Consider the following 26,238-nt stretch of genomic DNA (forward strand, 5'->3'; position numbering starts at 1 on the left):
AGTGGCCACGCAGCCGCAGATCCACGGCCACGCCGACGAGCGCTACGGCCGGCTGGCCGACGTCTTCCGCGACAACTTCACCGCCCGGGGGGAGGTCGGCGCGGCGCTCACCGTCTACGTGCGGGGTCGCCGGGTCGTCGACCTGTACGGCGGGACGGCCGACCCCCGCACCGGCCGGCCCTGGACGGCGGACACCCCGGTCGTCGTCTTCTCCTGCACCAAGGGCATCCTGGCGGTCTGCGCCTACCTGCTGGTGCAACAGGGGCGGCTCGACCTGGACGCGCCGGTCACCCGCTACTGGCCCGAGTTCGGCCAGCACGGCAAGGCCGACATCCCGGTGCGCTGGCTGCTCACCCACCAGTCCGGCCTGCCCGCGCTCGACCGCCCGCTGACCCTCGACGAGGTGCTCGCCTGGGATCCGGTCGTCAAGGCGATCGAGGCGCAGACCCCGCTGTGGCGGCCGGGCACGGCGCACAGCTACCACGCGATGACGTACGGCTGGCTGATCGGTGAGGTGATCCGACGGATCACCGGCCAGCTCCCCGGCGCGTTCTTCCGCGACGCCCTGGCCACGCCGCTGGGCCTGCGGACCTGGCTCGGTCTGCCGGCGGCCGAACGCGACGCGGTCGCCTGGAACGTCGCTCCGGCCCCCGACCCGGAGCCGTTCGTCGACCCGGTGGCCGACCGGGGGATCACCATGGGGGGCGCGTTCGCGTTCCCGGCCGACGACGCCGGCCTGGTCAGCTTCAACGACCCGGCCATCCAGGCGGCCGGCGTCCCGGGTGCGGGCGCGGTGAGCACGGCCGACGGCCTGGCCCGGCTCTATGCCGCGTGCGTCTCGCCGGTGGCGGGACCACCCCTGCTCGACCCGGCGTCGGTGGACGACGCGACAGTGGTGCGGGTCCGGGGCCAGCAACGGCACGGCCCGCCGGACACCGGGCAGCGCTGGGGTAGCGGCTTCCTGCTGCACTCCCCGCCGGCCCGGCCACTGCTGGGCGAGCGCAGCTTCGGGCACGACGGCGCGGGCGGGAACCTCGCTTTCGGCGACGACGCACACCAGGTCGGCTTCGGGTACGTGGTGAACCAGATGCAGGGCATGGGCGACGAGCGGGCCAACCTGCTGACCGCCGCCCTGCGGTCCTGCCTGGACGGCTGACCGCCGTCCGCCGGGACCGCCCCGCCGCCGGGACCGCCCGTCCGCCAGGACCGCCCCGCCGTAACGGCTCGCCCGCCGTAACGGCTCGCCCGCCGTAACGGCTCGCCCGCCGTAACGGCTCGCCCGTAACGGCCCGGCCGCCGCGTCACCCGCGGGGCCGGGCCGTTACGGCGTGACGCGGCGACGGGCCCGCCGGCTGCTCAGCCGGCGGACGTCGCCGGCCTGCGCTGGGCCAGCAGCCAGCGCAGGATGCGACCGTCCTCGTAGGTCGGTCCGAACGCCGCGTGGTAGTCCGGCAGGGTGAACGCCGAGTCGGCGTACTCGGTGTAGTGGACCAGGTCGGCGATCTGCGCCGGGGTCCGGCCCCGGTCCCGGTGGGCCTGCCGCAGGGCCGCGGCGGAGTTGCGCGCGCCGGTGACGTCGAGCAGGTGGTCGTGCTCGCCGTGGGTGATCCAGATCGGGATCCCGGCCGCCGTGATCGGGGCGACCTGGCCGGCACTGACCGGGAAGCCCCCGGTGACCAGCCCACCGGCGAACAGGTCCGGGCGCTTGGCGAACGCCTCCCACAGCAGTTGCGCGCCGTAGGACACGGTGGTCGCGTACACCCGGCGGGGGTCCACGGCGACGGTGTCGACGAAGCTGTCGAGCAGCCGGACCAGCAGGTCGGCCTCGGCGACCGCGCCGACCCGCTGGTGCTGCGGGGCGAGGACGATCACGTCCTCCCGGCTGCCGGTCCACCCCGGCTGCGACCAGGCGGTGGCCGGGATGTCCGCGGCGAGCTGTACGCCGAGGTTGTCGCCGTCCCAGCCCATCCCGTGTCCGGGCAGGACGACCACCAGCGGGTACGCGCGGCCCGGCCGGTAGTCGCGCGGCAGCCGGTAGTGGTACGGCAGCACCGTGCCGGCGTGCAGGAACGAGCCGTAGCGGAACTGGTCGACCTGCGGGTCGACCGGCGCCTCGGTGAGCGGGCGGGACTGTCGCGGGGCCGCCCTGGCCAGCACCGGGCCCTTGCCGGCCCCGCGGCCGGGGGCGGCGTGCACGTCCTTGCGCTGCACCACCCGGGTGGGCAGCTCGGGGTTGACCTTCACCGAGCAGAGGAAGGTCGGGCACTTGCTGACGATCACGGTCCAGCCGCCCGGGTCGGCCGGATCCAGCTCGACGATGACGTACCGGCCGGGTGCCGAGCGGTGGTCGGCCCGGGTGGCCGGCGCGCTGTTGGTGTAGGTGCGGGTGACCGTGCGGTCGGCGAGTTTCGGCAGGTCCTCGATCGGGTTGAAGCGGAAGTTGTAGATCGTGTCGGCCACCGTGAAGGTGTCGTCGTCCAGCGTCCGGGGGTTGACCGTCGCGCCGTACTCGACGGCCACCGCGGAGACCTTCTGGCCGTAGGTGTAGACGGTGGTGATCGGGGTGATGCTGCGGATCCCCTCCCGGGCGCCGCCGGGTGCGCCGTACGCGGTGCCGGAGGAGGCGACCAGCGCGACCGTGGCGACGAGCGGCAGCAGTCCTCTGCGCAGTCTCATCCGGGTCCTTTCCTCGGGGTGCGGCCCCGGCCCTCCCGGCTCGCGTCGTGCCGGGCCGGGTGGCGGACGAGGCCGAACGCTAAATGGATTTAGCAGAGCATGCGGGGATGATTGCCCAGTGTCAATGGCAACCGCGTAACAAGCCTGAAACCGGTGCGACGCCGACACCGGCCCCGTCGCCGTTCGCAGCGGTGGTCCGGGGAGGGTGCGGTGGGGCGAAACCGGCGTGGTGGCAACGGAAGTCACCCTGTGTCAGGCCCGTGGAGCAGGTGGTCGGCCGGGCGACAAGTCGGAGACGCCCGTTACGAGACCGTGACGTCCGGATTTCCAAGGGGGTGTTGACGGGGGCGATGTGAGCGCTAACACTACCCCGAAAGGTGACAGGTGGTCCCCGCAGTCGGCGGGAGTTCCGGAGAGGAGAAACCTGTGCGCAGGAAATTCCTGGTCGCGCTCGGCGGCGCGGCACTGGCGTTCAGCCTTGCCGCGTGCAGCGGCGGGGGAGCGGGTAGCGGCGGCGACACCAGCGACAAGAAGCCCGCCGATCTGACCATCGGCGTCTCCATGCCGACGCAGACCTCGGAGCGGTGGATCGCCGACGGCAAGGCGGTGAAGGAGAAGCTGGAGGCCAAGGGCTACAAGGTCGACCTCCAGTACGCCGGTGACGACATCCCCACCCAGTCCCAGCAGGTCGACCAGATGATCACCCAGGGCGCGGACGTCCTGATCCTCGCGGCGATCGACGGCACCGCGCTCAGCGGTCAGTTGGACGCCGCCGCGGCGGCGAAGATCCCGGTCATCTCCTACGACCGGCTGCTGCTGGGCAACAAGAACGTCGACTTCTACGTCAGCTTCGACAACTACAAGGTCGGCGTGGCCCAGGCGACCGCCCTGCTGGTCGGCCTCGGCCTGCAGACCAAGGACGGCGGTAAGGGCACCGCCACCGGCCCGTTCAACGTCGAGCTGTTCGCCGGCTCGCTGGACGACAACAACACCCAGTACTTCTGGGGCGGGGCGATGGACACCCTCAAGCCGTTCATGGACAACGGCACGCTGAAGGTCAAGTCCGGCCAGACCCGCATCGAGCAGGCGGCGATCCTGCGCTGGCAGCAGGAGACCGCGCAGAAGCGGATGGAGGACCTGCTCACCTCCGGCTACAACGACGGCACCGTGCTCAACGGGGTGCTGTCGCCGTACGACGGGATCTCCCGGGGCATCATCACCGCCCTGCAGAACGCCGGCTACGGCAAGGGCGCCAAGAAGCTGCCCGTGGTGACCGGTCAGGACGCCGAGATCGCCTCGGTCAAGCTGATCAACGACGGGGTGCAGAGCTCCACCGTCTTCAAGGACACCCGGCTGCTCGCCGAGCAGGCCGTCATCGCGGCGGAGGCGTTCCTGCAGGACAAGGAGCCGCAGGCCAACGACACCAAGACCTACAACAACAAGGTCAAGGTCGTCCCGTCGTTCCTGCTGCCGATCGAGACCGTCTACAAGGACGACATCACCAAGGTGCTGGTGGACTCCGGTTACTGGTCGGCCGAAGAGGTCGCCGCCGGTCAGGCCAAGAAGTAAGCCGGTCGTCGGGCGCGGCGGTGACCGGCCGCCGCGCCCGACGCATCGCCAGCCCGCCTCAGGCTTCGACGATCAGGACGCTGACCATGGACGACACCATCCTCGAGATGCGACGCATCACGAAGACCTTTCCCGGGGTGACCGCGCTGGCGGACGTCTCCCTCTCCGTACGCCGGGGGGAGATCCACGCCATCTGCGGCGAGAACGGCGCCGGCAAGTCCACCCTGATGAAGGTGCTCTCCGGGGTGCACCCGACCGGCTCCTACGACGGCGAGATCGTGCTGGACGGCAGGCCGGTGAACTTCCGGGGCATCCGCGACAGCGAGTCCCAGGGCGTCGTCATCATCCACCAGGAACTCGCGCTGGTGCCGCACCTGTCGATCGCCGAGAACATCTTCCTCGGCAACGAGCGGCGCGGTCCGGGCGGCCTGATCGACTGGAACCGGGCCAACGCCGACGCCGCCGAGCTGCTGGCCTCGGTGGGCCTGCACGAGAACCCGGTGACCCCGGTCATCCAGCTCGGCGTCGGCAAGCAGCAACTGGTCGAGATCGCCAAGGCGCTGTCCAAGAAGGTCCGGCTGCTCATCCTGGACGAGCCGACCGCCGCCCTCAACGACATCGACTCGGCGCACCTGCTCGACCTGCTGCGCCGGCTGCGTGACCAGGGCATCACCTGCATCCTGATCTCCCACAAGCTCAACGAGGTCACCGCGATCGCCGACGCGACCACGGTCATCCGGGACGGGCGCACCGTGGAGACGCTCTCCCTCGCCTCCGGCGAGGTCACCCAGGAGCGGATCATCCGGGGCATGGTCGGGCGGGATCTGGACAGCTTCTACCCCGACCGGGTCTCGTCACCGGGGGAGGAGGTGCTGCGCATCGAGAACTGGAGCGTGCGGCACCCCACCCAGGACCGGCTCGTGGTCGACGACGCCAGCCTGGACGTCCGTGCCGGCGAGGTCGTCGGCATCGCCGGGCTGATGGGTGCCGGCCGCACCGAACTGGCGATGAGCGTCTTCGGCCGGTCGTACGGCCGGGACGTCCGGGGTCGACTGTTCGTGCGGGGCCGGGAGGTCCGGGCGCACAGTGTCTCCGACGCCATCGAGCACGGCATCGCCTACGTCACCGAGGACCGCAAGCGGTTCGGCCTCAATCTCATCGACGACGTACGGCGCAACGTCTCCGCCGCCGCGCTGGGCCGGCTCGCCCGTTTCGGCTGGGTCAACGGCAACGAGGAGATCAAGGTCGCCGAGCAGAGCCGGCGCGACATGAACATCAAGACGACCAGCGTGATGGCCGTGGTGGGCAAGCTCTCCGGCGGCAACCAGCAGAAGGTCGTCCTGTCGAAGTGGCTGTTCACCAACCCGGACGTGCTGATCCTCGACGAGCCGACCCGGGGCATCGACGTCGGGGCGAAGTTCGAGATCTACACGATCGTCAACCGGCTCGTCGCCGAGGGCAAGGCGGTGATCCTGATCTCCTCGGAGCTGCCGGAGCTGCTCGGCATGTGCGACCGCATCTACACCCTCTCCGCCGGCCGGATCACCGGCCAGGTGCCGGTGGCCGAGGCGACCCAGGAGAACCTCATGGATCTGATGACGAAGGACAAGGAGCGCGTGGGATGACCAGCGTCAAGACCTCATCGCCGCCGTCCCCGCCGCCGGCCGGGAAGAGTCCGGGCGTCGCTCTGCACGCCGGCACCAGCGACCTGCGGGCGCTGGTGATGAACAACCTGCGGCAGAGCGGCATCTACGTCGCGCTGGTCGTCATCGTCGGGCTCTTCGCCGTCCTCACCGACGGGGTGTCGCTGAGCCCCGGCAACATCACCAACATCGTGCTCCAGTACTCCTACATCCTGGTGCTGGCGATCGGCATGGTCATCATCATCATCGGCGGGCACATCGACCTGTCGGTGGGCTCGGTGGTCGCCCTCACCGGCGCGGTCTCCGCCGTGCTGGTCATCCGGGAGGGCTTCCCCTGGTGGGTCGGCATCCTGGCGGCGTTGGCGGTGGGGGTCGCGGTCGGCGCGTGGCACGGCTTCTGGGTGGCGTACGCCGGCATCCCGGCCTTCATCGTGACGCTCGCCGGCATGCTGCTGTTCCGCGGCCTCACCCTGCGGGTGCTGGACAACATCTCGCTGTCCCCGTTCCCGGCCGACTACCAGCAGGTCGCCGCCGGCTTCCTCAACGGCCTGCTCGGCGGGGACGGCTTCGACGCCTTCACCCTGCTGATCGGCGCGATCGCGGTGGCCGGGTACGCGGTGAGCGGCTTCCGGACCCGGGTGGCCCGGGTCCGCTACCAGCAGCCGGTCGAGTCGTTCCCGCTGTTCGTCACGCGGGTGGTGCTGGTGGGCGCGGTCATCATGTACTTCGCCTGGCAGCTGGCGCACGCCCGGGGCCTGCCGATCGTGCTGATCATCCTGGCCGCGCTGGTGCTGGTCTACGGCCTGCTCACCCGACGCACCGTCTTCGGCCGGCAGGTCTACGCGATCGGCGGCAACCTGTCGGCGGCGATGCTGTCCGGCGTGAAGGTGCGGACGGTCAACTTCTGGATGTTCGTCAACATGGGCTTCCTGGCGGCGGTGGCCGGGGTGATCTACTCCTCGCGCTCCAACGGCGCCCAGCCCGCAGCGGGCAACATGTTCGAACTTGACGCGATCGCGGCCGCGTTCATCGGCGGCGCGGCGGTCACCGGTGGGGTCGGCACCGTGGTCGGCGCGATGGTCGGCGGCCTGATCATGGCGGTGATGAGCAACGGCATGCAGCTCATGGGCGTCGACCAGTCCATCCAGTCGGTGGTGAAGGGCCTGGTGCTGCTCGTCGCGGTGGCCTTCGACGTCTACAACAAGCGTCGCGCCGGCGCCTCCCGCTGACCGGCGACGCGGCACCCGCCCGCGTCGCAACCCCGCACCGGACACCCCGGGCCGCGTCGGACGATTCCGACCCGGCCCGGGGTGTCGGCATCTACGCCTGTCGATCGTGTCCGGGTCGTTTCGGCTTGACGAGGATCATGTTATCGCTCACAGTCTATGAATAGCTGAAGCCGTTCCCGTAGCGGCTGGTCGGCAGGCCCGACCTGTCGCTGCGCCGCGTCGTGCGCCATCGCGGACGCACCGCCGAGTGAACGTTGACATCGGCAGGCTTCGAACAGTGCGACGACGGTGGCCCGCGTTCCCGGCGCGACCGTCGATCGACCGTTCCCGAAGGAGGGTCATGGTAGCCATGGGTGAGGTCCCGGTCGTGGTCCGGCGACGACGCGGCTGGTGGTCGCGGATCGTCGCCGCCCTGTTGACGATGCTGGTCGGCGGTGGGGTCGTCGTGGTCGAGGCGACCGGGGCGGCGGCGGCGACGGTCGACACCAACGCCTGGTACGTGTTGGTCAACCGCAACAGCGGCAAGGTGCTGGACGTGTACAACCGGGCCACCAACGACGGCGCGCGGATCACCCAGTGGACCCGCGGCGACGGCACCAACCAGCAGTGGCAGTTCGTCGACTCCGGCGGCGGCTACTACCGGCTGAAGTCGCGGCTGTCCGGGAAGGTCCTCGACGTCTACAACTTCTCCACCGCCGACGGCGCGTCGATCGTGCAGTGGACCGACGGCAACGGCACCAACCAGCAGTTCCGGCTCGCCGACTCGGCCGACGGCTACGTCCGGCTGCTCAACCGCAACAGCGGCAAGGCGGTGGAGGTGCAGAACGCCTCGACCGCCGACGGCGGGAACATCGTCCAGTACGCCGACTGGGGCGGCACCAACCAGCAGTGGCAGCTCGTCCGGGTCGACGGCGGCACCACCCCCACCACGCCGCCACCCACCACCCCACCGGCGGGCGGCTCGTTCACCAACCCGGTGGTGTGGCAGGACTTCGCCGACGTCGACATCATCCGGGTCGGCGACGCGTTCTACCTGTCCGCCTCGACCATGCACTACTCGCCGGGCGCCCCGATCCTGCGCTCGTACGACCTGGTGAACTGGGAGTTCGCCGGACACTCGGTGCCCAAGCTCGACTTCGGCGCGAAGTACGACATGTCCGGCGGGCGGGCGTACGTCAACGGCATCTGGGCGTCCACGCTGAACTACCGCCCGAGCAACCGCACCTACTACTGGGCCGGCTGCATCGACTTCGCCAAGACCTACATCTACACCGCCGCCGCCGTGGACGGGGCCTGGAACCAGCACGCCACCATCAACAAGTGCTACTACGACGCCGGGATGCTGGTCGACGACAACGACACCATGTACGTCGCCTACGGCAACACCCAGATCAGCGTGGCGCAGCTGTCCGCCGACGGCAAGAGCGAGGTCCGCAGCCAGCAGGTCTTCTCCACCCCGTCGAGCGTGGGCACCCTGGAGGGGGCGCGCTTCTACAAGCGCAACGGCAGCTACTACATCTGGCTCACCCGGCCGGCGAACGGGCAGTACGTGCTGAAGTCGTCGAGCCCGTTCGGCCCGTACGAGATGCGCCAGGTGCTGCTCAACATGCCCGGCCCGATCTCCGGCGGCGGCGTGCCGCACCAGGGCGGCCTGGTACAGACCCCGGGCGGCCAGTGGTACTACATGTCCTTCGTGGACGCCTACCCCGGTGGGCGGGTGCCCGCTCTGGCCCCGATCACCTGGACCGCCGACGGCTGGCCGCAGATCCAGACGGTCAACGGCGGCTGGGGAACGTCGTACCCGAACCCGCTGCCGACCCGGCCGGTCAAGCCGCTGACCGGCACCGACACCTTCTCGGGCAGCACCCTCGGCCCGCAGTGGGAGTGGAACCACAACCCGGACAACAGCAAGTGGTCGGTGAACGACGGCCTGCGCCTGCAGACCGCCACCGTCACCAACGACCTCTACAGCGCCCGGAACACGGTCACCCACCGGATCCAGGGGCCGACCTCCACCGCCACCGTCGAACTCGACTACTCGGCGCTGCGCGACGGGGACCGGACCGGGCTGGCGGTGCTGCGCAACTCGTCGGCCTGGATCGGCGTCCGGCGGGAGAACGGGGCCACCCGGGTGTCGATGACCAACAACCTCACCATGGACGGTAGCTGGCGGACCACCAACACCGGCACGGAGATCGCCTCGGCCCCGGTCAGCGGAGGGCGGATCTGGTTGCGGGCCACCGCCGACATCCGTCCCGGATCCGGCCGGCAGGCCCGCTTCTCCTACAGTACCGACGGCACCACGTTCACGGCGTTGGGCAACGCGCTCACCCTCGACAGCAACTGGCAGTTCTTCATGGGCTACCGGTTCGCCCTGTTCAACCACGCCACCCAGGCCCTCGGTGGCACCAGCACGATCCGCCAGTTCCAGCTCAGCACGCCCTGACCTGTCCGGCCACGGGCGCGTGACACCCGGGTCGTCCGTACCGTCGGCACCGCTCGCGGGCCGCCCGGTGCGGGCGACCCGGCCCGCGTCCGCCGCCGGTGACGTCGCGGTCCGCCCACCCCGCAGCGGGGCCGCCCGCGCCACGGGCCGCCCCGGCCGGCACGCACGCGACGGGGCCGCCGACAACACAGGGCCGTCCCGGCCGGCACGCACGCGACGGGGCCGCCCGCGCGAAGGGCCACCCCACCCGGCACACGCGGAACGGGGACGCCCCCGCAAAGGGCGGCCCCGTCCGTGGCACCGCCGGTCCCGCACCGTCTCGCCGCGGTGCGGGACCGACAGTGGGCCTCTAGGGGTTGGCGACGAGCCGCCACCGGTTGTCCGCGCTGCCGTTGTCGGAGTCCTGGACGGCCTGCGCGCCCTGGGCGGTCGAGCCGTTGAGGATGCCGAGCAGCTTTCCGCTGTTGACGTTGCGGATCTTGTAGGTGCCGTCGCCCTGGCTCAGCAGGGTCCACCGGTGGTCGGCGGTGCCGTTGTCCGCCCACTGCAGGACCCGGGCGTTGTCGGCGGTGGACATGTTCTCCACACCGAGGACCTTGCCGCTGTGGACGTTCCGGAACCGGACGGCGTTGCCGTCGGTCACCACCTGCCAGTTGTGGTCGGCGGTGCCGGTGTCGCCCCACTGCAGGGCCAGCCCACCGTCGGCGGTGGACATGTTCTGGATGCCCAGGACCAGCCCGCTGCCCACGTTGACGATGCGCGTGCTGCCGCCGGTGCTGCCACCGCTGGTGTTCCAGTAGACCGTGTAGTTGAAGCCGTGCGCGTCGTAGAACGGCCCGAGGTTGACCGTGGAGCCGTTCGCGGTGGCGGTGAACGCCAGGGTGCTGCTGTTGGTCCGGGTGACCGACGAGACGTTGAGCGACGGCAGGGAACTCAGCGCGGTGTTGCCGTAGTTGCCGGCCAGCACCGCCGGCCCGTACGTGAGGGCGCCGACGTTGGCGTTGTCGTTGGCCGGCTGCACCACCACCTTCATCGGCAGCCGGACGGTGACGGTGTCGCCGGCCGCCCAGGTACGGGTGACCGTGGCGTAGCTGCCGGGGTTGGTGGCGACGCCCTGGGTCTCGCCGTTGACGGCGATCGTCGCGCCGGTGGCCCAGGCCGGGATCCGGACCCGGATGCTCCACGAGCCGCTCATCGACCCGGAGAGGGTGAGCGTGCTGGTGTCGCTGGCCGGGTAGCTGGTGCTCTGGGTGACCGTGATGCCGCGCTGCGACCAGGTGAGCACCGACGGCACGAACAGGTTCACCGTCAACGTGGTGTCGTTGTAGAAGTAGATCGAGTCCATCAGCTTGGTGTTCGCCTCGATGCCGGTGCCCTGACAGCACCAGAACGAGTTGTAGTCGGTGCTCCAGGTGCCGCCACCCCAGGCCGGGCCCACGCCCCGGCGTCCACCCGGCTTGAGCGGGGTGAAGTAGGTGACGTGGCCGTGCCCGTCGGCCGGGTTCTGCGCGCCGACGACGTGGTTGAGCAGTGCCCGCTCGTAGAAGTCGAAGTACGCGACCCGGTTCGGGTCGAGCAGCCACAGCTCCCGGGTCAGCTTGAGCATGTTGTGGGTGTTGCAGTGCTCGCAGGTGTCGTTGGTCAGGTACCCGGCTATCGCGTTCGGCGGGCGGAAGTGCTCGGCCTGGCTGTTGCCGCCGATGACGTAGGTGTGCGCGTTGACGGTCATGTTCCACGCGTTGCTGGCGATGTCCCGGTACCGGGTGGTGCCGGTCGCCTTGAACTCCCGCGCCGCGCCGATCCACTTGGGCACCTGGGTGTTGGCGTGCTTGCCGTTGAGCTGGTCGGAGTTGCTGGCGAGCGGGTTGAACACGCCCGCGTGGTCGAAACGCTGGGCGACGGTCAGCCAACGTCCGTCCCCGGTGTGCTGGTAGATGTCGGTCAGCGCCTCGTTCATGCCACCGAACTCGGTCTCCAGCATCGCCTGCATCTGGTTGTAGCTCAGCCGCGCGGTTCGGGTGTCGACCCAGCCGGCCAGCGCCAGCAGCACCGAGCGGGCCTGCGTGTTGCCGATGTAGCGCCACACGTCGAGCAGCCCGATCAGGGTCTTGTGGATGCAGTAGTAGGGCACGTTGCCGTTGGACAGCGTCCGGGCCTCCAGCGCCGAGAAGTCCGACTCGGGGAAGCCGGACAGGTAGCCGGCGGTGAACCCGGCCGCGCCGTTGTTGGCCTGGCACTTGGCCAGCTCGGCGACCATGTAGTTCGCCTTGTCCCGGCAGGTGGTGTCACCGAGCACCGCGTACGCCTGCGCCCACGCGGTGAGGAAGTGCCCCTGCATGTGGCTGCGGAACGGGAAGGACGGCGCGTCCCAGCCCCCGTTGGTCGCGGCCCCGTTGGTGCCCAGCCGGTGGTTGGCCCGGAAGTTGTAGAGCATCCGGTCGACGTCGACGAACCGCAGGTAGCTCAGCGTCCGGTTCTGGTTGTCCAGCAGCCGGCCGGCGGTCAGCCGGACCTGGCCCAGCTCGAACGGGTAGGCGGAGACGCCCAGGTCCGGCCGGGCCGGAGGGACCACCAGCGCCGCGGCGGCCGGCCCGGACCCGAGCAGGGTGCCACCCGCGGCGGAGGCGAGCGCGGTCGCGCCGGCGGCCTGGAGAAGTTGGCGTCGGTTGAGGGACGGGAAGGACATGGGAACCTCCAGCGGACCGGAACACGGGCGAGCGCCCGTCCGGGTGGGTCTTGCGGACGGTGGTGTCGGTGGTGGGGTGCCGGCCCGCCCCGGTGGGCGGAGCGGGCCGGCGTGCCTATCAGCCGCGCGACAGGGTCAGACGGGGGTGCAGGTCAGGTCGGTCGGTGGCTGATTGCTGCCGGTGGTCGAGCTGATGTAGCCCACGGTGGTGGAGCCACCGGCCGCGAGCTGCCCGTTGTAGGCGGCGTTGGTGACGGTCACCTGGTTGCCCTGCTGGGTCAGGGTGCCGTTCCACGCCTGGGCCACCGTCTGCCCACTCGGGAGGGTGAAGCTCACCCGCCAGCCGGTGATCGGGGTGGACCCGTTGGTGATGGTCAGCTTGCCCTCGAAGCCGCCCTGCCAGGTGTTGACCACGGTGTTGGTGGCCGCGCAGGAGCGTCCGCCGGGCGTGGTCGGAGCCGGGGTCGTCGGGGCCGGGGTCGTCGGGGTGGGGGTGGGGGTGACGGTGGGCGTCGGGGTGGGCGTAGCGGTCGGGGTGGGCGTCGGGTTGGTGCCACTGCTGAACTGCCACCAGTTGACGTTGAACAGGGTGCCGCTGCCGCCGGTGAACCGCAGGTACATGTCGTGGGTGCCGGTCGCGCCGGAGACCGGGCAGGAGACGGTCTGCCAGTTCTGCCAGCCGCCGGTGACCGGCACCGCGCAGCTGGCGACCCGGGTGCCGGTGGCGCTGTCCAGCCGCACCTCGATGGTTCCGCCGCTGCCGGCCGAGGCCACCCGGGCGTTGAAGGAGGTCGCGCCGGCGCCGAAGCCGACCCCCTTGACCTTGATGTAGTCGCCGTTCTCGATGAAGCCGACGTTCATCCCGCCCTCGCTGGAGGCCTCCGTCTCGATCCCGGAGCCCCAGGCGATGGTCTCGGCCTCCTGCCGCACGTACGGGTTGAGCGTGCCGATCTGCGGTGCGCCGGTGCTGGTCATGTTGATCGTCGGGATGGTGCCGTTGGTGCCGTAGGTGAACTTCTCCACCGCGACCGACCGGGTGTAGCCGCCGCCGCCGGGCAGCGCGCCGTTGTGGTAGAAGAAGTACGACCCGCCGTTGAAGTCGACGATCCCGGCGTGGTTGGTGAAGCTGCCGCCCTGCCGGGGCATGATCGTGCCCCGGTACGTCCACGGCCCGAGCGGCCCCGGTGCCGTCGAGTAGGCGATGAACTCCGAGCAGCACTCGGCGGCGAAGACGTTGTAGTAGGTCCCGTTGCGCTTGAAGACCCAGGGGCCTTCCTCGTAGAGGGTGGGACGGGTGGCGTTGCCGTTGCGGGTGCCGAACCCGGCGGTGGTCAGCGGGATCTTGGTGACACTGCCGGAGTACGAGATCATGTCGGGGTTCAGCTTGACGTACCACAGGTTGGGGTTGCCCCAGTAGAGGTATGCCTGCCCGTCGTCGTCGATGAAGACGGTCGGGTCGATCTCGCCGTTGGCCGCCAGCGGCCGGCCGATGGCGTCCCGGAACGGGCCGGTGGGGCTGTCGCTCACCGCCACCCCGATGGCCATCGAGTTGGTCGACTTCGCGGTCACCGGCACGTACCAGTAGAACTTGCCGTTGCGGGCGATGACCTGGCCGGCCCAGGCGTCCGCCTTCGCCCAGCTGAAGGTGCCGACGTTGAGTGGCGAGCCGTGGTCGGTCCAGTTGACCATGTCGGCGGAGGACCAGACCCGCCACTCCTTCATGGTGAACCAGGTCGAGCCGTCCTCGTCGTGGCCGGTGTAGAGGTACACCCGGCCGTCGTGCACCAGTGGTGCCGGGTCGGCGGTGTAGATGTGCTGGACGATGGGGTTGTCGGCCTTCGCGGCGCTGGTCGGGAACAGCGTCGAGACCAGGAGCAGGGCCGCGAGCCAGGCGAAGGAGCGCCGCAGGCGGGTCAGTGGTGGCGGTGCGGGTCTCACCAGTACCTCCCAGGTGGGCGATGGGTGTCACGGGTGGCGTCGGCGCTCGGTGACGGACCGGACGGTCGGCCCGGTGGCGCGATGCTGGTGCCGGGCTGGTCCGGGGTGTCGCCGTGCGGGTACGCGGTGCGGGGTCGCGGTCCCGATCGCGCGCTGACCGGTGGGCACGGCACTGTGGTCAGCGCGCGATCGGGTCGGATCCTCACGGAGGCCATGGGCGATGCGCGCCGGGGCTCCCGGGTGAGTCGAAGGATCGACGACCCGGCGGCGTGCAGCGTCCACACGAGTGCCCGGAGGTGTCCGACCGGCGTTGCCCGCGCCCCACTCCGTGCCGCCGACGGGTGCCGGTGGACGGAGTGCGGAAGCGTGCCCTTCGCTTCTGGGGCCGACGTTAGCTTGTTATCGTTAACACTGGCAAGCCATTGATGTCCGTTGGTTGAGCTACCCGCGACCGGTGCCGGTCGGTCGATGTCCGCCGGGGTCGCCCGGGAGGCTCCCAGGTGACCGTCGTCGGTCGGGGCCGGGCCTCAGCGCACCAGGCGCGCGGTGTCCGGGCCGCTGCGGCGGACCAGCCAGGCCTCGGTGATGTGGGTGACCATCGCCTCGGCGGCACCGTCCGGATCGTGCGCCGCGATGCGCTCGTAGATGCGCCGGTGCCCCTGGTTGGACGCCACGCAGAGGGCCCGTTCCGAGCGCCCCATGTAACGGGCCGTGTTGACCACCTGGCTCTCCAACGACCGCACCACGCCCCGGGCGATCCGGTTACCGGACGCCTGCATGATCACGTCGTGGAAGGCCCGGTCGTGTTCGTGGTAGGCGACCTGGTCGTCGACCAGCTCGTCCATCCGGTCGACCAGGGTGCGCAGCCGGTCGACCGTCGTCCGGTCGGCGAGCCGGGCGGCGACGTTGGCCATGTCGGACTCCAGCACCCGCCGGGTGGCCACCAGGTCGTCGAGGATGGTCAGGCTGTCGTCCTCGGCGATGCTCGCCGCGAGGACCAGCTCGTCGAGCATGTCCCACATCGACGGCGGGGTGACGATGGTGCCGCTGCCCTGTCGGACCTGCACCAGCCCCTTCTCCTGGAGGATCTTGACGGCCTCCCGGACGACCGTGCGACTGACCGAGAACGTCTCGCAGAGCGCCGGCTCGGGGGGCAGGGGGGAGCCGGGCGGGTGTACGCCGCGCACGATGCGCTCCACCAGTTCCGCGGTGACCGCCGTGGCGAGGTTGGTGGGCCGCCGGGCCCAGGTCGGGGGTGTCGACGCGTCCAGGGTGCTCTCTCGTGCCGTCATGTCCCCTCCACTGCCTTCCGCGGACCGCGCCACGACCTGCTGCCTGCCGCGAATTCTACGGGGCACTGTTGACGTCATACGTCATACGAGTTACCTTTCCGTCAAATTCATGCCTCCCGATCAGTGTGGCAGGCGGAGTCGAAGGTGGGCAGCCGATGAAGCAGCGGACAGTGGTCTCGGCCGTACTCGTCGCGGCGCTGGCGCTGGCCGGGTGCGGGAGCGCGACGGGGAAACGCTCCTCCCCGGGAGGTTCAGCCGGGAAACTGGTGGTCTGGGACTGGAAGTCCGGTGAGCCGACCGCCGCCGCCTACCTGCAGAAGGCCAAGGCCGACTTCGCCCGCAAGCACCCCGACGTCACCGTCGAGTTCGTCGCCCAGCCCTTCGAGCAGTACTACACCCTGCTCGGCACCGCGATCCAGGCCGGCAAGGGACCTGACGTGATGCTGTTCAACGGCGGCGGGCAGCTCCGGGACCGCACCGACGCGCTGCTGCCGCTGGACGAGTACGTGACCGAGGACCGGCAGCGGCTCACCGGCTGGGAGGCGTTCACCAAGGACGGCAAGACCTACGCCGGCCCGGTCACCCTCCAGGGCCACCCGATCTACTACAACCGGACGCTCTACGACAAGGCCGGCCTCGACCCCGCCAAGCCGGCCACCACCTGGCCGGAGTTCGTCGCCAACTGCGCCACCCTCACCCAGCGGACCGGCGCGAAGTGCCTCGCCCTCGGCAACAAGGAGGGCTTCGGCATCCAGTTCTTCCTCTCCGCCTTCGGCACCGGCGTGCTCACCCCGCAGGAGCAGGACAACTGGATCGCCGGCAAGCGGGACTGGACCTCCCCCCACGTGAAGCGGATCTTCGCGCTCTGGAAGGAGACCCAGGACGCGAAGCTGAACAGCGACGGGGCGAACTCGACGGCCATGTTCAACGACGCCTTCGCGGTCTTCCAGTCCGCGAAGGCGGCCCACGTCATCGGGCTGATGTCGGACGTGGGGCACTGGAAGGACTTCAGCGAGTTCGTCCCGGCCGAGAAGCTGGGCGTGATGCGCGCCCCGGTCGTGGTGCCCGGGGCCACCCCGAACCTGCCCTTCGACGGCGGCATCGGCTACGGGGTCGCCAAGTGGACGAAGGACCCGAAGATCGCCGCCGACCTGGTGCGCTCACTGACCTCCACCGACGCGCTGAAGTCCTTCTACGCCGACGCCGGCGCGATCGCCGCCGACACCACCATCGACGTGTCCCAGGGCGGTCCGGCGGTGGCCACCATCGTCGCCGACCTCGCCGGCGGCAAGCCCGCCCTGCACGTGGCGCTCTCCTCCAAGACGCTCGACCTGATGGGCCGGCTCTCCCAGCAGCTGCTCAGTGGCTCGATCACCGTCGACGAGGCGGTGAAGCAGCTGGCCGCCTCCGATCAGGCCGGCTGACCGGTGCCGATCCCCGAGGCGACGTCGCCGGTCCGGCCGGCGCCCACCGGACGGACCGACGCGACGGCGACACCGCGACGGGCGTCCCGTGCCCGGGCACCGCGTGGCGGCCGGCGCGCGGAACGCCTCGCCCCCTACGTGCTGCTGGCACCGGCCCTGCTGGTCCTGCTGCTGCTGCGGTTCTGGCCGCTGGTGCTCGGGGTCAACTTCTCCTTCACCGGCGACGGCGACCGCGACGGGCTGACCGTCGGCCTCGACAACTACCGGGAGCTGTTCGGGGATCCGCTGTTCCGGGGCGCGCTGCGCAACGTCGGCCTGCTCGTCCTGCTGCTGCCGGTGGCGGTGGCGATCCCCGGTCTCCTGGCGACCTTCATCTACCTGCGGGTACCCGGGCACCGGCTGTACCGCAGCGTCTACTTCTTCCCGGCCGTGCTGTCCCCGGTCATCGTCGGGGCGATCTTCAACCTCCTGCTCGCCTTCGACGGCCCGCTCAACGCCCTGCTCGGGGGCATCGGCATCGGGCCGGTCGACTGGCTCGGCGACCCGGACGTGGCGATGTTCGTGGTGGTCGGGGTGCACGTCTGGGCGACCTTCGGGATGGCGCTGGTGGTGTTCCTCGCCGGCTTCGCCACCCTGGACGCCGCACTGCTCGACGCGGCCCGGGTGGACGGCGCGTCGCTGCCCCAGACCATCCGGCACGTGATCGTCCCCAGCCTCTCCCGGACCATCCAGTTCGTCGTCGTCACCACGATGATCGGGATGCTGACCTCCATGTTCGGCCTGCTGTACGTGATGACCAGTGGTGGACCGGAGGGCTCGACGTACCTGCCGGAGTACTACATCTGGATCCAGCAGGGACAGATGAACCGGCCGGCGCTCGCCTCGGCCGCCTCGACGGTGCTCTTCCTCATCATGCTCGTGGTGGGGCTGTTGCAGATCAGTCTGCTCCGGCGGGCGGTGAGGGAGGCGTGATGTCCCACGTGCGGTGGGGTCGGTGGCTGTTCGCCGTCCCGATGGCCGTGCTGGCCCTGGCGACCGTCTACCCCCTGGTCTTCACGGTCAACGTGGCCATGAAGACCCGGCGGGACTACGTCCTCGACCGGTTCTCGCTGGCCGACGCCCTGCGTTGGGAGAACATCGCCACCGCGTGGAACAGCGTGGGGATGGCCCGGTACCTGGTCAACTCGACGGTCGTGGTGACGGCCTCGGTGCTCCTGCTGCTGCTGTTCGGGTCGATGGCCGGCTTCGCGTTGAGCCAACTGCGCTTCCGGGGCTCGTCGGTACTCTTCCTGTGCTGCCTCGCGGCGCTGTTCGTGCCGTTCCAGGTGATCATGGTGCCGCTGGCCCGGATCATGTCCGACGCCGGCCTCGTCGACACCTACCCGGGGCTGGTGCTCGCCTACGTGGCGCAGTTCCTGCCCTTCACGATCTTCCTGATGACCAGCTACTACCGGACCATCCCGACCGAGATCGTCGACGCGGCCCGGATCGACGGCAACAACGTCTACGGCGTCTACCGGCGGATCATGGTGCCGCTGGGTACCCCGGCACTGCTGTCGGTCGGCATCCTCGACGCCCTGTTCTGCTGGAACGACGTGCTGATCTCGTTGCTGCTGATGCCCTCGGCCGACCATCGCACCCTGATGGTCGGGGTGACCTCGCTGCGCGGGCAGTACTCCGACGACATCCCCACCTTCGCCTCGGGGGTGCTGATCGCCGCGATACCCGTCCTGGTGGTCTACCTCTTCCTCCAGCGCCAGATCGCCGACGGTGTCGCCGCCGGCGCCACGAAGGGCTGACATGCGGATCACCGGATACCGGACCCTGACCACCGTGCAGGAGTGGGGACGCCCCGTCGGCGACGCCAACGGCGTCTTCACCGACGGGGTGACCACGGTGCCGATCATCGTGGTCGAGACCGACGAGGGCATCACCGGAGTCGGACTCGGGCCGTACGCGGACGTCGAACGGATCTTCGCGGCGATCGACGGCGAGGATCCCCGCGCCGTGACCACCCTCTACGACCGGATGCTGCGGCAGACCTTCAAGGCGGGCCACGCCGGCTCGGTGTTCGGCACCATCGGGGCGCTGGACACCGCGCTGTGGGACATCAAGGCCCAGGCGGCGGGTCAACCGCTCTGGCGGCTGCTCGGCGGGCGCGACCGGCGGGTGCCCGCCTACGCCTCCGGCCTGGACATCGGCCTGGACGACGACGCGCTCGCCGCCGCCTACGAGGTCTACGCCCGGCACGGGCTGCGGGCCGCCAAGCTCAAGGGCGGCCTCGACATCGAGCGGGACCGGCACCGGCTGCACCTGGTCCGGGACGTGCTGACCGAGGCCGGGCGGGGCCAGCGCCCCGGCCTGATGCTGGACGTGAACGAGGCCTGGACCCGCAAGCAGGCCGTCCGGCACGTCGCCGAGCTGGAGCGCACCCTGGACCTCGTCTGGATCGAGGAACCCGTGCGGCGGTGGGACGCCGAGGGCCTGGCCGTCGTCGGGCGCGGGATCCGGGCGTCGGTCGCCACCGGAGAGAACCTGACCGGCCTCGAACAGTACCGGCCGCTGATCGCCGCGACGGCGGTCGACGTCGTGCAGATGGCCGCGGTGTGGGGGGTGACCCATTTCCTCCGGGTGGCCGCCCTGGCGCACGCCTACGACCTGCCGGTCAGTCCCATCGGCAACAGCCCCTTCGGTCTGCTGCACGCCGCCACGTCGGTGCCGAACCACCTGGTCAGCGAGCTACAGGACCTTCGGCCGCCGGTCGGCGTCGCCGTCGACCTACGCGTGGAGGACGGTGCGTTCGTCCTCGGCGACGCACCGGGGCTGGGTGTCACGCTCGCCGAGGACGAGATCCGGCGGTATCCGCGCCGTTCCGACGTACCCACCCCGGAGGGGCCTAACGTCCGGCCGGAACGCGCTGGCCACCGGTTGCTGGCGGTGGCCGAGCCGGCTCCCGCCGCGCCGGGCCGGTACGCGACCCCGATGACCGGCGCCGCGGCGCACCACCACGACGGCCTGCCGTCCGCCGTGCGGCACTGACCCCGACCCACGAGGAGCACGCATGAAGGCAGTGGTCTACCGAAGCGCGCGGCAGTTGGAGGTCGAGCGGCGTGCCCCGGAGCCGCCGGGGCCCGGCCAGCTGCGCATCGCGGTGGCCTACACCGGGATCTGCGGCACCGACCTGCACGTCTACCACGGCGACATGGACGCCCGGGTGGGCGCCGCGGCGGTGATCGGGCACGAGATGTCCGGGCGGGTCGCGGAGGTCGGCCCGGACGTCACCGGCTTCGCCGTGGACCAGCCGGTCACCGTGCTGCCCACCCGCTTCTGCGGCCGGTGCGTCGCCTGCCGGCGCGGGGACGCGCACATCTGCCATGCGATGAACTTCCTCGGGGTGGACTCGCCGGGTGCCATGCAGTCGTCCTGGACGGTCCCGGCCGACCTGGTGGTGCCGCTGCCCGACGAACTGCCCCTGGACGAGGCCGCCCTGGTGGAACCGGTCGCGGTCGCCGTGCACGACGTAGGGCGGGGCCGGGTGACCGCCACCGACCAGGTCGTCGTGGTCGGTGGCGGGCCGGTCGGCGTCCTCATCGCCACGGTCGCCCGGCACCGTGGCGCGCGGGTCCTGCTGGTGGAACCGGACCCGTTCCGTCGGTCGGTGGCCGCCGAGCTCGGGATCGACGCCGTGGATCCGGGGGACACCGACGTGACGGCGCTGGTCGACGAGCGCACCGACGGCGCGGGGGCGGACGTGGCCTTCGAGGTCTCCGGCTCCGCCGCCGGTGTCGGCACCGCGGTCGACGTGCTGACCACCCGGGGGCGGCTGGTCATGGTGGCGATCCACCCGCAGCCCCGACCGGTGAACCTGCACCGGGTCTTCTGGCGCGAGCTGGAACTGCTCGGCGCCCGGCTCTACCGGCGTGCGGACATGGAGGAGGCGGTCGGGCTGGTCGCCTCCGGCGTGGTCCCGGCCCGGCAGCTCATCTCCCGGGTGGTGCCCGTGGACGAGGCGGCCTCGGCCTTCACCGCTCTCGAGGAGGGCGGCGGCGTGATGAAGGTACTGCTCGACCTGCGGGAGGCCGACCGATGAGCGCCCTGTTCGACCTGTCCGGCCGGACCGCCGTGGTGACCGGCGCCCGCCGGGGCATCGGGCTGGCCATGGCCGAGGCGCTGGCCGTCGCCGGTGCCGACGTCGTCGGCGTGTCGGCCCGGTTGGAGGCCACCGGGAGCGAGGTGGAGCGGCGGGTGCGCGCGGCGGGTCGCCGCTTCACCGCGCTGCGGGCCGACCTGGCCGACCGGGTCGCGGTGCGCCGGCTCGTCGCGGACCTGCGTGACCTCGGCCCGATCGACATCCTGGTCAACAACGGCGGCACCATCGCCCGCGCCCCGGCGGCGGAGCACTCCGACGAGATGTGGGACCACGTCATCGAGGTCAACCTGACCAGCCAGTTCGTGCTGAGCCGGGAGATCGGCCGGGACATGGTGGCCCGGGGGAGCGGCAAGATCATCTTCACCGCGTCGCTGCTCAGCTTCCAGGGCGGCGTCACCGTCCCTGGGTACAGCGCCGCCAAGTCCGGCCTCGCCGGGCTCACCAGGGCGCTGGCCAACGAGTGGGCGGCGCACGGGGTCAACGTCAACGCCATCGCCCCCGGCTACATCGCCACCGACAACACCCGGGCGCTGCGCGAGGATCCGGAACGCGAACCGGCCATCCTCGCCCGGATCCCGACCGGCCGGTGGGGACGTCCGGACGACCTGGCCGGCGTCACGGTGTTCCTGGCCGCGCCGGCATCGGACTACGTCAACGGCATCGTGCTGCCCGTCGACGGCGGGTGGCTGGGTCGATGACCACGCCCGGACGCGCCGACGTCATCGACGCCCACCACCACCTCTGGACCCGGTCCCGGCACCCGCAACCCTGGATCGACCCGACCACCATGGCGACGATCGACGCCGACTTCACCCCCGCCGACCTCGCCCCGGTGGCCCGCGCCGCCGGAGTGACCCGGACCGTGGTGGTGCAGGCCAACTCCACCGAAGCGGAGACGGCCGACCTGCTGGGCGTCGCCGCCGACGACACCCTGGTCAGCGGGGTCGTCGGCTGGCTGGACGTGACGGCCGCCGACGTCGTCGACCGGCTGGCCCGGCTGCGGGCCGCCCGGGGCGGCGAGCTGCTGGTCGGCATCCGGTACTCCGTCCAGGACGAACCCGACCCGAGGTTCCTCGACCGGGCCGACGTGCGCCGCGGGATCGCGGCGGTGGGCGCCGCCGGGCTCGCCTTCGACCTGCTGGTCCGGCAGCACCAGCTCGGCGCGGCCGGTCGGGTGGCGCGCGACCTGCCCGAGGTACGGTTCGTCCTCGACCACCTCGGCAAGCCCGCACTGGGCGGGACCGACCTCACCGACTGGGCACGCGACCTGCACGCCCTCGCCGCGCCGGCCAACACCGTGGCGAAGCTCTCCGGACTGGTCACCGAGGTGCACCGGTCATCCTGGACGTCGGACGACCTCCGACCGGCCGTCGACCACGCCCTCGACGCCTTCGGCCCGGACCGGCTGATGTTCGGCTCCGACTGGCCGGTCTGCCTGCTCGCCAGCTCCTACCGCCGCTGGATCGACACCCTGTCGGCGCTGCTGGCCCCGCTCGGCCCCGACGAACAGGCGGCGATCTGGCGGCGTACCGCGCGGCGGGCGTACCGGCTGGCGGCGTCGTGAGAGCGCACGCGCTACCCCGCCGGCCGACGGTACGCCTCACCGAGCTGGGGTTCGGCGGGGCACAGGGCGGCAACCTCTACCGGGCCACCACCGACGAGGAGTTCGCCGCCGCGATCGACACCGCGTGGGAGGGCGGCCTGCGCTACTACGACACCGCGCCGCACTACGGGCTCGGGCTGTCCGAGCGGCGGATCGGGGCGGCCCTGCGGTCCCGGCCGCGCGACGAGTACGTGGTGTCGACGAAGGTCGGCCGGCTGCTCGTCCCGTCGCCACCGGACGCGCACCGACGCGACCCGGAGGGGTTCGACGTCGCCGCGGACCACCGTCGGGTCTGGGACTTCAGCCGGGACGGGGTGCTGCGCTCGTTGGAGTCCAGCCTGGCCCGCACCGGCCTGGACCGGGTGGACGTGGTCTACCTGCACGACCCCGACGACCACTGGGAGCAGGCCGCGACCGAGGCGGTGCCCGCCCTGGTGGAGCTGCGCGAGCAGGGCGTGGTGGGGGCCATCGGCGCCGGCATGAACCAGTCCCACCTGCTCACCCGGTTCGTCCGGGAGACCGACGTCGACGTGGTGATGTGCGCCGGCCGGTACACCCTGCTCGAACAGGGGGCGCTGGCCGACCTGCTGCCCGCCGCGCAGGAGCGGGGCGTCGGCGTGGTGGTCGCCGGGGTCTACAACTCCGGTCTGCTGTCCCGGGACCGGCCACCGGCCGACGCGACCTACAACTACCAGCAGGCCCCGCCGGAGCTGATCGACCGGGCGCGGCGGATCGCCGACGTCTGCGGGTCGTACGGCGTCACCCTGCCCCAGGCGGCGCTCGCCTTCGTCCGGCAACACCCCGCGGTCGTCTCGACGGTCGTCGGGCTGCGTACCGGCGTCCAGGTGACGCAGAGCCTGGCCCGGTCGGACGCCGACGTCCCGGCGGCGCTGTGGCCGGCGCTGCGCGCCGCCGGTCTGCTCGCCCCGGTGGCGGCATGATTCCACCGCGACCGGGGGCACCCCACCACACCCCACCCCGATAGGAGTCCCACCGTGTCCGTCCCGACATCCCCCAGAGGGCGCCGGCAGGCGCTGGCCGGGCTGGCCGCCACGGCGCTCGCCGCCACGGCCGCCGTGCTCGCCCCGCCCACCCCCGCCCTCGCCGCCACCACCACGCTCTACGCCGCACCCTCCGGTAGCGGCACCACCTGTGCCGCCAGCCAGCCGTGCACCCTGACCGAGGCGCAGAACGCGGTCCGGTCCCGCACCGCCGGGATGTCCGGCGACATCGTGGTCGAACTGGCCGACGGCGTCTACCGGCTGGCCGCGCCGCTGCGGTTCACCGCCGCCGACTCCGGCACCAACGGCTACACGGTCACCTGGCGGGCCGCCGCCTCCGCCCGCCCGCAGATCAGCGGGGCCCGCGCGGTCACCGGCTGGACGCAGGTCGACGCGGGGAAGAACATCTGGCGGGCGAGCGTGCCCGCGGGGCTGGACAGCCGGCAGCTCTACGTCGACGGCGCGGTCGCCACCCGGGCGCGGACCGCCGTGAACCGGGCCGACTTCACCTTCACCACCAGCGGCATGCGGTTCAGCAACGGCGCGTTGAGCTACCTCAACAACCTGGGCAACCAGAACCGGGTCGAGGTGGAGAGCGTCGGCTCGTTCACCGACCGCTACTCCCCGGTGCAGAGCATCAGCGGCAATTTCCTGACCATGCAGCAGCCGGCCTGGAACAACAACACCTTCGGCTTCGACACCCTGTCCAAGCCGCACCGCGCCGGCCCGTTCTACCTGGCCAACGCATACGAGTTCCTGGACAGCCCGGGGGAGTGGTACCTGAACCCGGGCAGTGGGCAGCTCAACTACATCCCGCTGGCCGGGCAGAACATGAACAGCGTCAGCGTGGAGCTGCCCCAGTTGCCGTCCCTGGTCAACGTCGGTGGCAGCTACGACGCGCCGGCGCACCACATCGCGTTCAGCGGGATCACCTTCACCGGCACCAGCTGGCTCGGCCCGAGCAGCAGCAACGGCTTCGCCGACCAGCAGACCGGTGCGCACATCACCGGCACCTGGGCGCGTCCGGCCGACGCGCTGACCTCCTGCCAGGAGGGTTGCCCGCTGTTCGAGGCGACCCGGCCGAACTGGAACCAGATGCCGGCCGCCGTGCAGGTCTCCGCCGCCAACACCATCACCTTCAGCGACTCCCAGTTCGTCAACCTCGGGCAGACCGCGATCGGCATCGGCAACGACGCCAACGCGCACGCCAGCGGCGTCGGCCTGGGGGCCAGCAACATCACCGTCACCCGCTCCGAGATCGCCCGCAACTCGGCCGGCGGGGTGGTGGTCGGCGGGGTGCGCGCCGACGCCCACCACCCGAGCGACCAGCGGATGGTCAACCGGAACATCACCATCAGCAACAACCGGGTGCACGACCTCGGCCTGGAGTACCGGGGCGTGGTGTCCATCCTGACCACCTACGTCAACACCTCGCTGGTGTCGCACAACGAGGTGTACAACATGCCGTACACCGGGCTGTCGGTCGGCTACGGCTGGGGCGCCAACGACGCGGGCGGCAGCAACCACTACGCCAACCGGGGGCTCTACAACTACCAGCCGCGCTACTCCACGGCGACCACGGCGGCCAACAACCAGGTCATCGGCAACTACATCCACGACGTGATGCAGCAGATGACCGACGGCGGCTGCCTCTACACGCTGTCGGCCAACCCGGGCGGGCTCATCAGCGAGAACCACTGCCTGCGCACCAACGGCTGGTTCGGGCTCTACTTCGACGAGGGCTCCCGCTACTACACCGCCCGCACCAACGTGTTCGCCAACACCGGCACCTGGGCCACCGCCAACTACTGGTACGCCGAGAACATGGGCAACTTCACCGTCACCAACAACTGGTCCACCAACAACAGCACCAACGTGACCAACGGCGACCGGGGCAACGTCGTCAACAACAACACCGTGGTCAGCAACAACAACTGGCCCTCGGGGGCGCAGACGGTGATCGCCAACGCCGGTGTGCAGGGCACCACCAACCCGCCCCAGACGCAGGCCGGGCAACTCGTCGGGGCGCAGTCCGGCCGGTGCGCCGAGGTCACCGGCTCCAGCACCACCAACGGCACCCAGGCCCAGCTCTGGGACTGCACCGGCGCGACCAACCAGCGGTGGACCCGGACCGCCAGCCGGCAGCTCATGGTCTACGGCAACAAGTGCCTGGACGCCTCCGGGCAGGGCACCAGCAACGGCACCAAGGTGATCATCTGGGACTGCACCGGCGGCACCAACCAGCAGTGGAACGTCAACGCCAACGGCACGGTCACCGGGGTGCAGTCCGGGCTCTGCCTGGACGCCAACGGCGCGGCGACGGCCAACGGCACCAAGTTGATCCTCTGGGCCTGCAACGGCGGCACCAACCAGCAGTGGAGCCTGCGGAGCTGACCGGTCGCGCCCGCCCGTGGCCGACGGGTGGGCGCGGGGCCGGGCCGCCGGCGCGCACGTGGCGGCGCGGCTGAGCGGACCGGGTGCGGGGCGGGCGACGACCGGGTCGCCCGCCCTGACCCGTGTGGTGCCGCACCGGTGACGCCCCACCGGCGGCAGCCGGCGGTCGGCCGCGTGCGCCACTACG

The 26,238-nt window shown here is 71.1% G+C and carries 18 protein-coding genes; 14 read left to right on the forward strand and 4 right to left on the reverse strand.

All coding sequences use genetic code 11. The annotated features are described in order from the left end of the window. Window position 1: 1 nt before the first annotated feature. The gene (locus tag O7612_RS13100) at window positions 2–1,156 is read left to right on the forward strand and encodes a serine hydrolase domain-containing protein (RefSeq protein WP_282273496.1); all 1,155 of its coding nucleotides are present in this window, start codon (window positions 2–4) and stop codon (window positions 1,154–1,156) included. 200 nt (window positions 1,157–1,356) lie between these two features. Here the strand turns inward: O7612_RS13100 and O7612_RS13105 are convergent, their stop codons facing one another. After that, on the reverse strand, window positions 1,357–2,676 hold the full coding sequence (locus O7612_RS13105; RefSeq protein WP_282273498.1) for a hypothetical protein: 1,320 nt from the start codon (window positions 2,674–2,676) through the stop codon (window positions 1,357–1,359). A 426-nt stretch (window positions 2,677–3,102) separates the two neighbouring features. Between O7612_RS13105 and chvE the strand changes: the two genes are divergently transcribed. The 4 genes from chvE (at window position 3,103) to O7612_RS13125 (ending at window position 9,563) form a co-directional block, all read left to right on the forward strand. Next, window positions 3,103–4,245 (forward strand): multiple monosaccharide ABC transporter substrate-binding protein, encoded by a 1,143-nt coding sequence (gene chvE / locus O7612_RS13110; protein WP_282273500.1) that lies wholly within the window; start codon window positions 3,103–3,105, stop codon window positions 4,243–4,245. 86 nt (window positions 4,246–4,331) lie between these two features. Next, a complete protein-coding gene (mmsA, locus tag O7612_RS13115; protein WP_282273502.1) occupies window positions 4,332–5,870 on the forward strand; it encodes a multiple monosaccharide ABC transporter ATP-binding protein in 1,539 nt (512 codons plus the stop codon). Then, window positions 5,867–7,117: a multiple monosaccharide ABC transporter permease gene (gene mmsB, locus O7612_RS13120; protein ID WP_282273504.1), complete on the forward strand. Its 1,251-nt coding sequence runs from the start codon at window positions 5,867–5,869 to the stop codon at window positions 7,115–7,117. Before mmsA ends, mmsB begins: the two co-directional genes overlap by 4 nt. 340 nt (window positions 7,118–7,457) lie before the next feature. After that, window positions 7,458–9,563 carry a family 43 glycosylhydrolase gene (locus O7612_RS13125; RefSeq protein WP_282273506.1) on the forward strand — a complete coding sequence of 702 codons (2,106 nt, stop codon included), beginning with the start codon at window positions 7,458–7,460 and terminating at the stop codon, window positions 9,561–9,563. Between the two features lie 349 nt (window positions 9,564–9,912). Here O7612_RS13125 and O7612_RS13130 read toward each other — a convergent pair whose 3' ends face one another. The 3 genes from O7612_RS13130 to O7612_RS13140 form a co-directional block, all read right to left on the reverse strand. Further along, complete coding sequence (locus O7612_RS13130; RefSeq protein WP_282273507.1) at window positions 9,913–12,249, reverse strand: beta-L-arabinofuranosidase domain-containing protein; 2,337 nt, start codon at window positions 12,247–12,249, stop codon at window positions 9,913–9,915. Window positions 12,250–12,384: 135 nt separating this feature from the next. After that, window positions 12,385–14,187 carry a family 43 glycosylhydrolase gene (locus O7612_RS13135; protein WP_282273508.1) on the reverse strand — a complete coding sequence of 601 codons (1,803 nt, stop codon included), beginning with the start codon at window positions 14,185–14,187 and terminating at the stop codon, window positions 12,385–12,387. Between the two features lie 527 nt (window positions 14,188–14,714). After that, a complete protein-coding gene (locus O7612_RS13140) occupies window positions 14,715–15,479 on the reverse strand; it encodes an FCD domain-containing protein (protein WP_282273510.1) in 765 nt (254 codons plus the stop codon). Window positions 15,480–15,634: 155 nt separating this feature from the next. On the opposite strand from O7612_RS13140, the gene O7612_RS13145 reads away from it, so the two are divergent. The 9 genes from O7612_RS13145 to O7612_RS13185 are packed head-to-tail and all read left to right on the forward strand — an operon-like array spanning window position 15,635 to window position 26,051. Beyond that, window positions 15,635–16,903, forward strand: coding sequence for an extracellular solute-binding protein (locus tag O7612_RS13145; protein ID WP_282273511.1), 1,269 nt, complete (start codon window positions 15,635–15,637; stop codon window positions 16,901–16,903). A gap of 3 nt (window positions 16,904–16,906) precedes the next feature. Further along, on the forward strand, window positions 16,907–17,875 hold the full coding sequence (locus O7612_RS13150; RefSeq protein WP_282273512.1) for a sugar ABC transporter permease: 969 nt from the start codon (window positions 16,907–16,909) through the stop codon (window positions 17,873–17,875). Next, on the forward strand, window positions 17,875–18,702 hold the full coding sequence (locus O7612_RS13155) for a carbohydrate ABC transporter permease (RefSeq protein ID WP_282273513.1): 828 nt from the start codon (window positions 17,875–17,877) through the stop codon (window positions 18,700–18,702). The genes O7612_RS13150 and O7612_RS13155 overlap by 1 nt, the downstream gene beginning before the upstream one ends. A 1-nt stretch (window position 18,703) precedes the next feature. Beyond that, a complete protein-coding gene (locus O7612_RS13160) occupies window positions 18,704–19,942 on the forward strand; it encodes a mandelate racemase/muconate lactonizing enzyme family protein (protein WP_282273514.1) in 1,239 nt (412 codons plus the stop codon). A gap of 22 nt (window positions 19,943–19,964) precedes the next feature. Next, window positions 19,965–20,993, forward strand: a complete 1,029-nt coding sequence (locus O7612_RS13165) for an alcohol dehydrogenase catalytic domain-containing protein (protein ID WP_282273515.1) — start codon at window positions 19,965–19,967, stop codon at window positions 20,991–20,993. Then, entirely contained in the window at window positions 20,990–21,751 is a 762-nt protein-coding gene (locus O7612_RS13170) for an SDR family NAD(P)-dependent oxidoreductase (protein ID WP_282273516.1), read from the forward strand. Before O7612_RS13165 ends, O7612_RS13170 begins: the two co-directional genes overlap by 4 nt. Then, window positions 21,748–22,617: an amidohydrolase family protein gene (locus tag O7612_RS13175; RefSeq protein ID WP_282273517.1), complete on the forward strand. Its 870-nt coding sequence runs from the start codon at window positions 21,748–21,750 to the stop codon at window positions 22,615–22,617. The genes O7612_RS13170 and O7612_RS13175 overlap by 4 nt, the downstream gene beginning before the upstream one ends. Further along, complete coding sequence (locus O7612_RS13180; protein WP_282273518.1) at window positions 22,614–23,597, forward strand: aldo/keto reductase; 984 nt, start codon at window positions 22,614–22,616, stop codon at window positions 23,595–23,597. Before O7612_RS13175 ends, O7612_RS13180 begins: the two co-directional genes overlap by 4 nt. Window positions 23,598–23,651: 54 nt before the next feature. Continuing rightward, window positions 23,652–26,051, forward strand: coding sequence for an RICIN domain-containing protein (locus O7612_RS13185; RefSeq protein ID WP_282273519.1), 2,400 nt, complete (start codon window positions 23,652–23,654; stop codon window positions 26,049–26,051). Window positions 26,052–26,238: the final 187 nt, after the last annotated feature.

Origin of the sequence: Micromonospora sp. WMMD987 (assembly GCF_029581435.1) — a bacterium.
GTDB lineage: Bacteria > Actinomycetota > Actinomycetes > Mycobacteriales > Micromonosporaceae > Micromonospora > Micromonospora rifamycinica.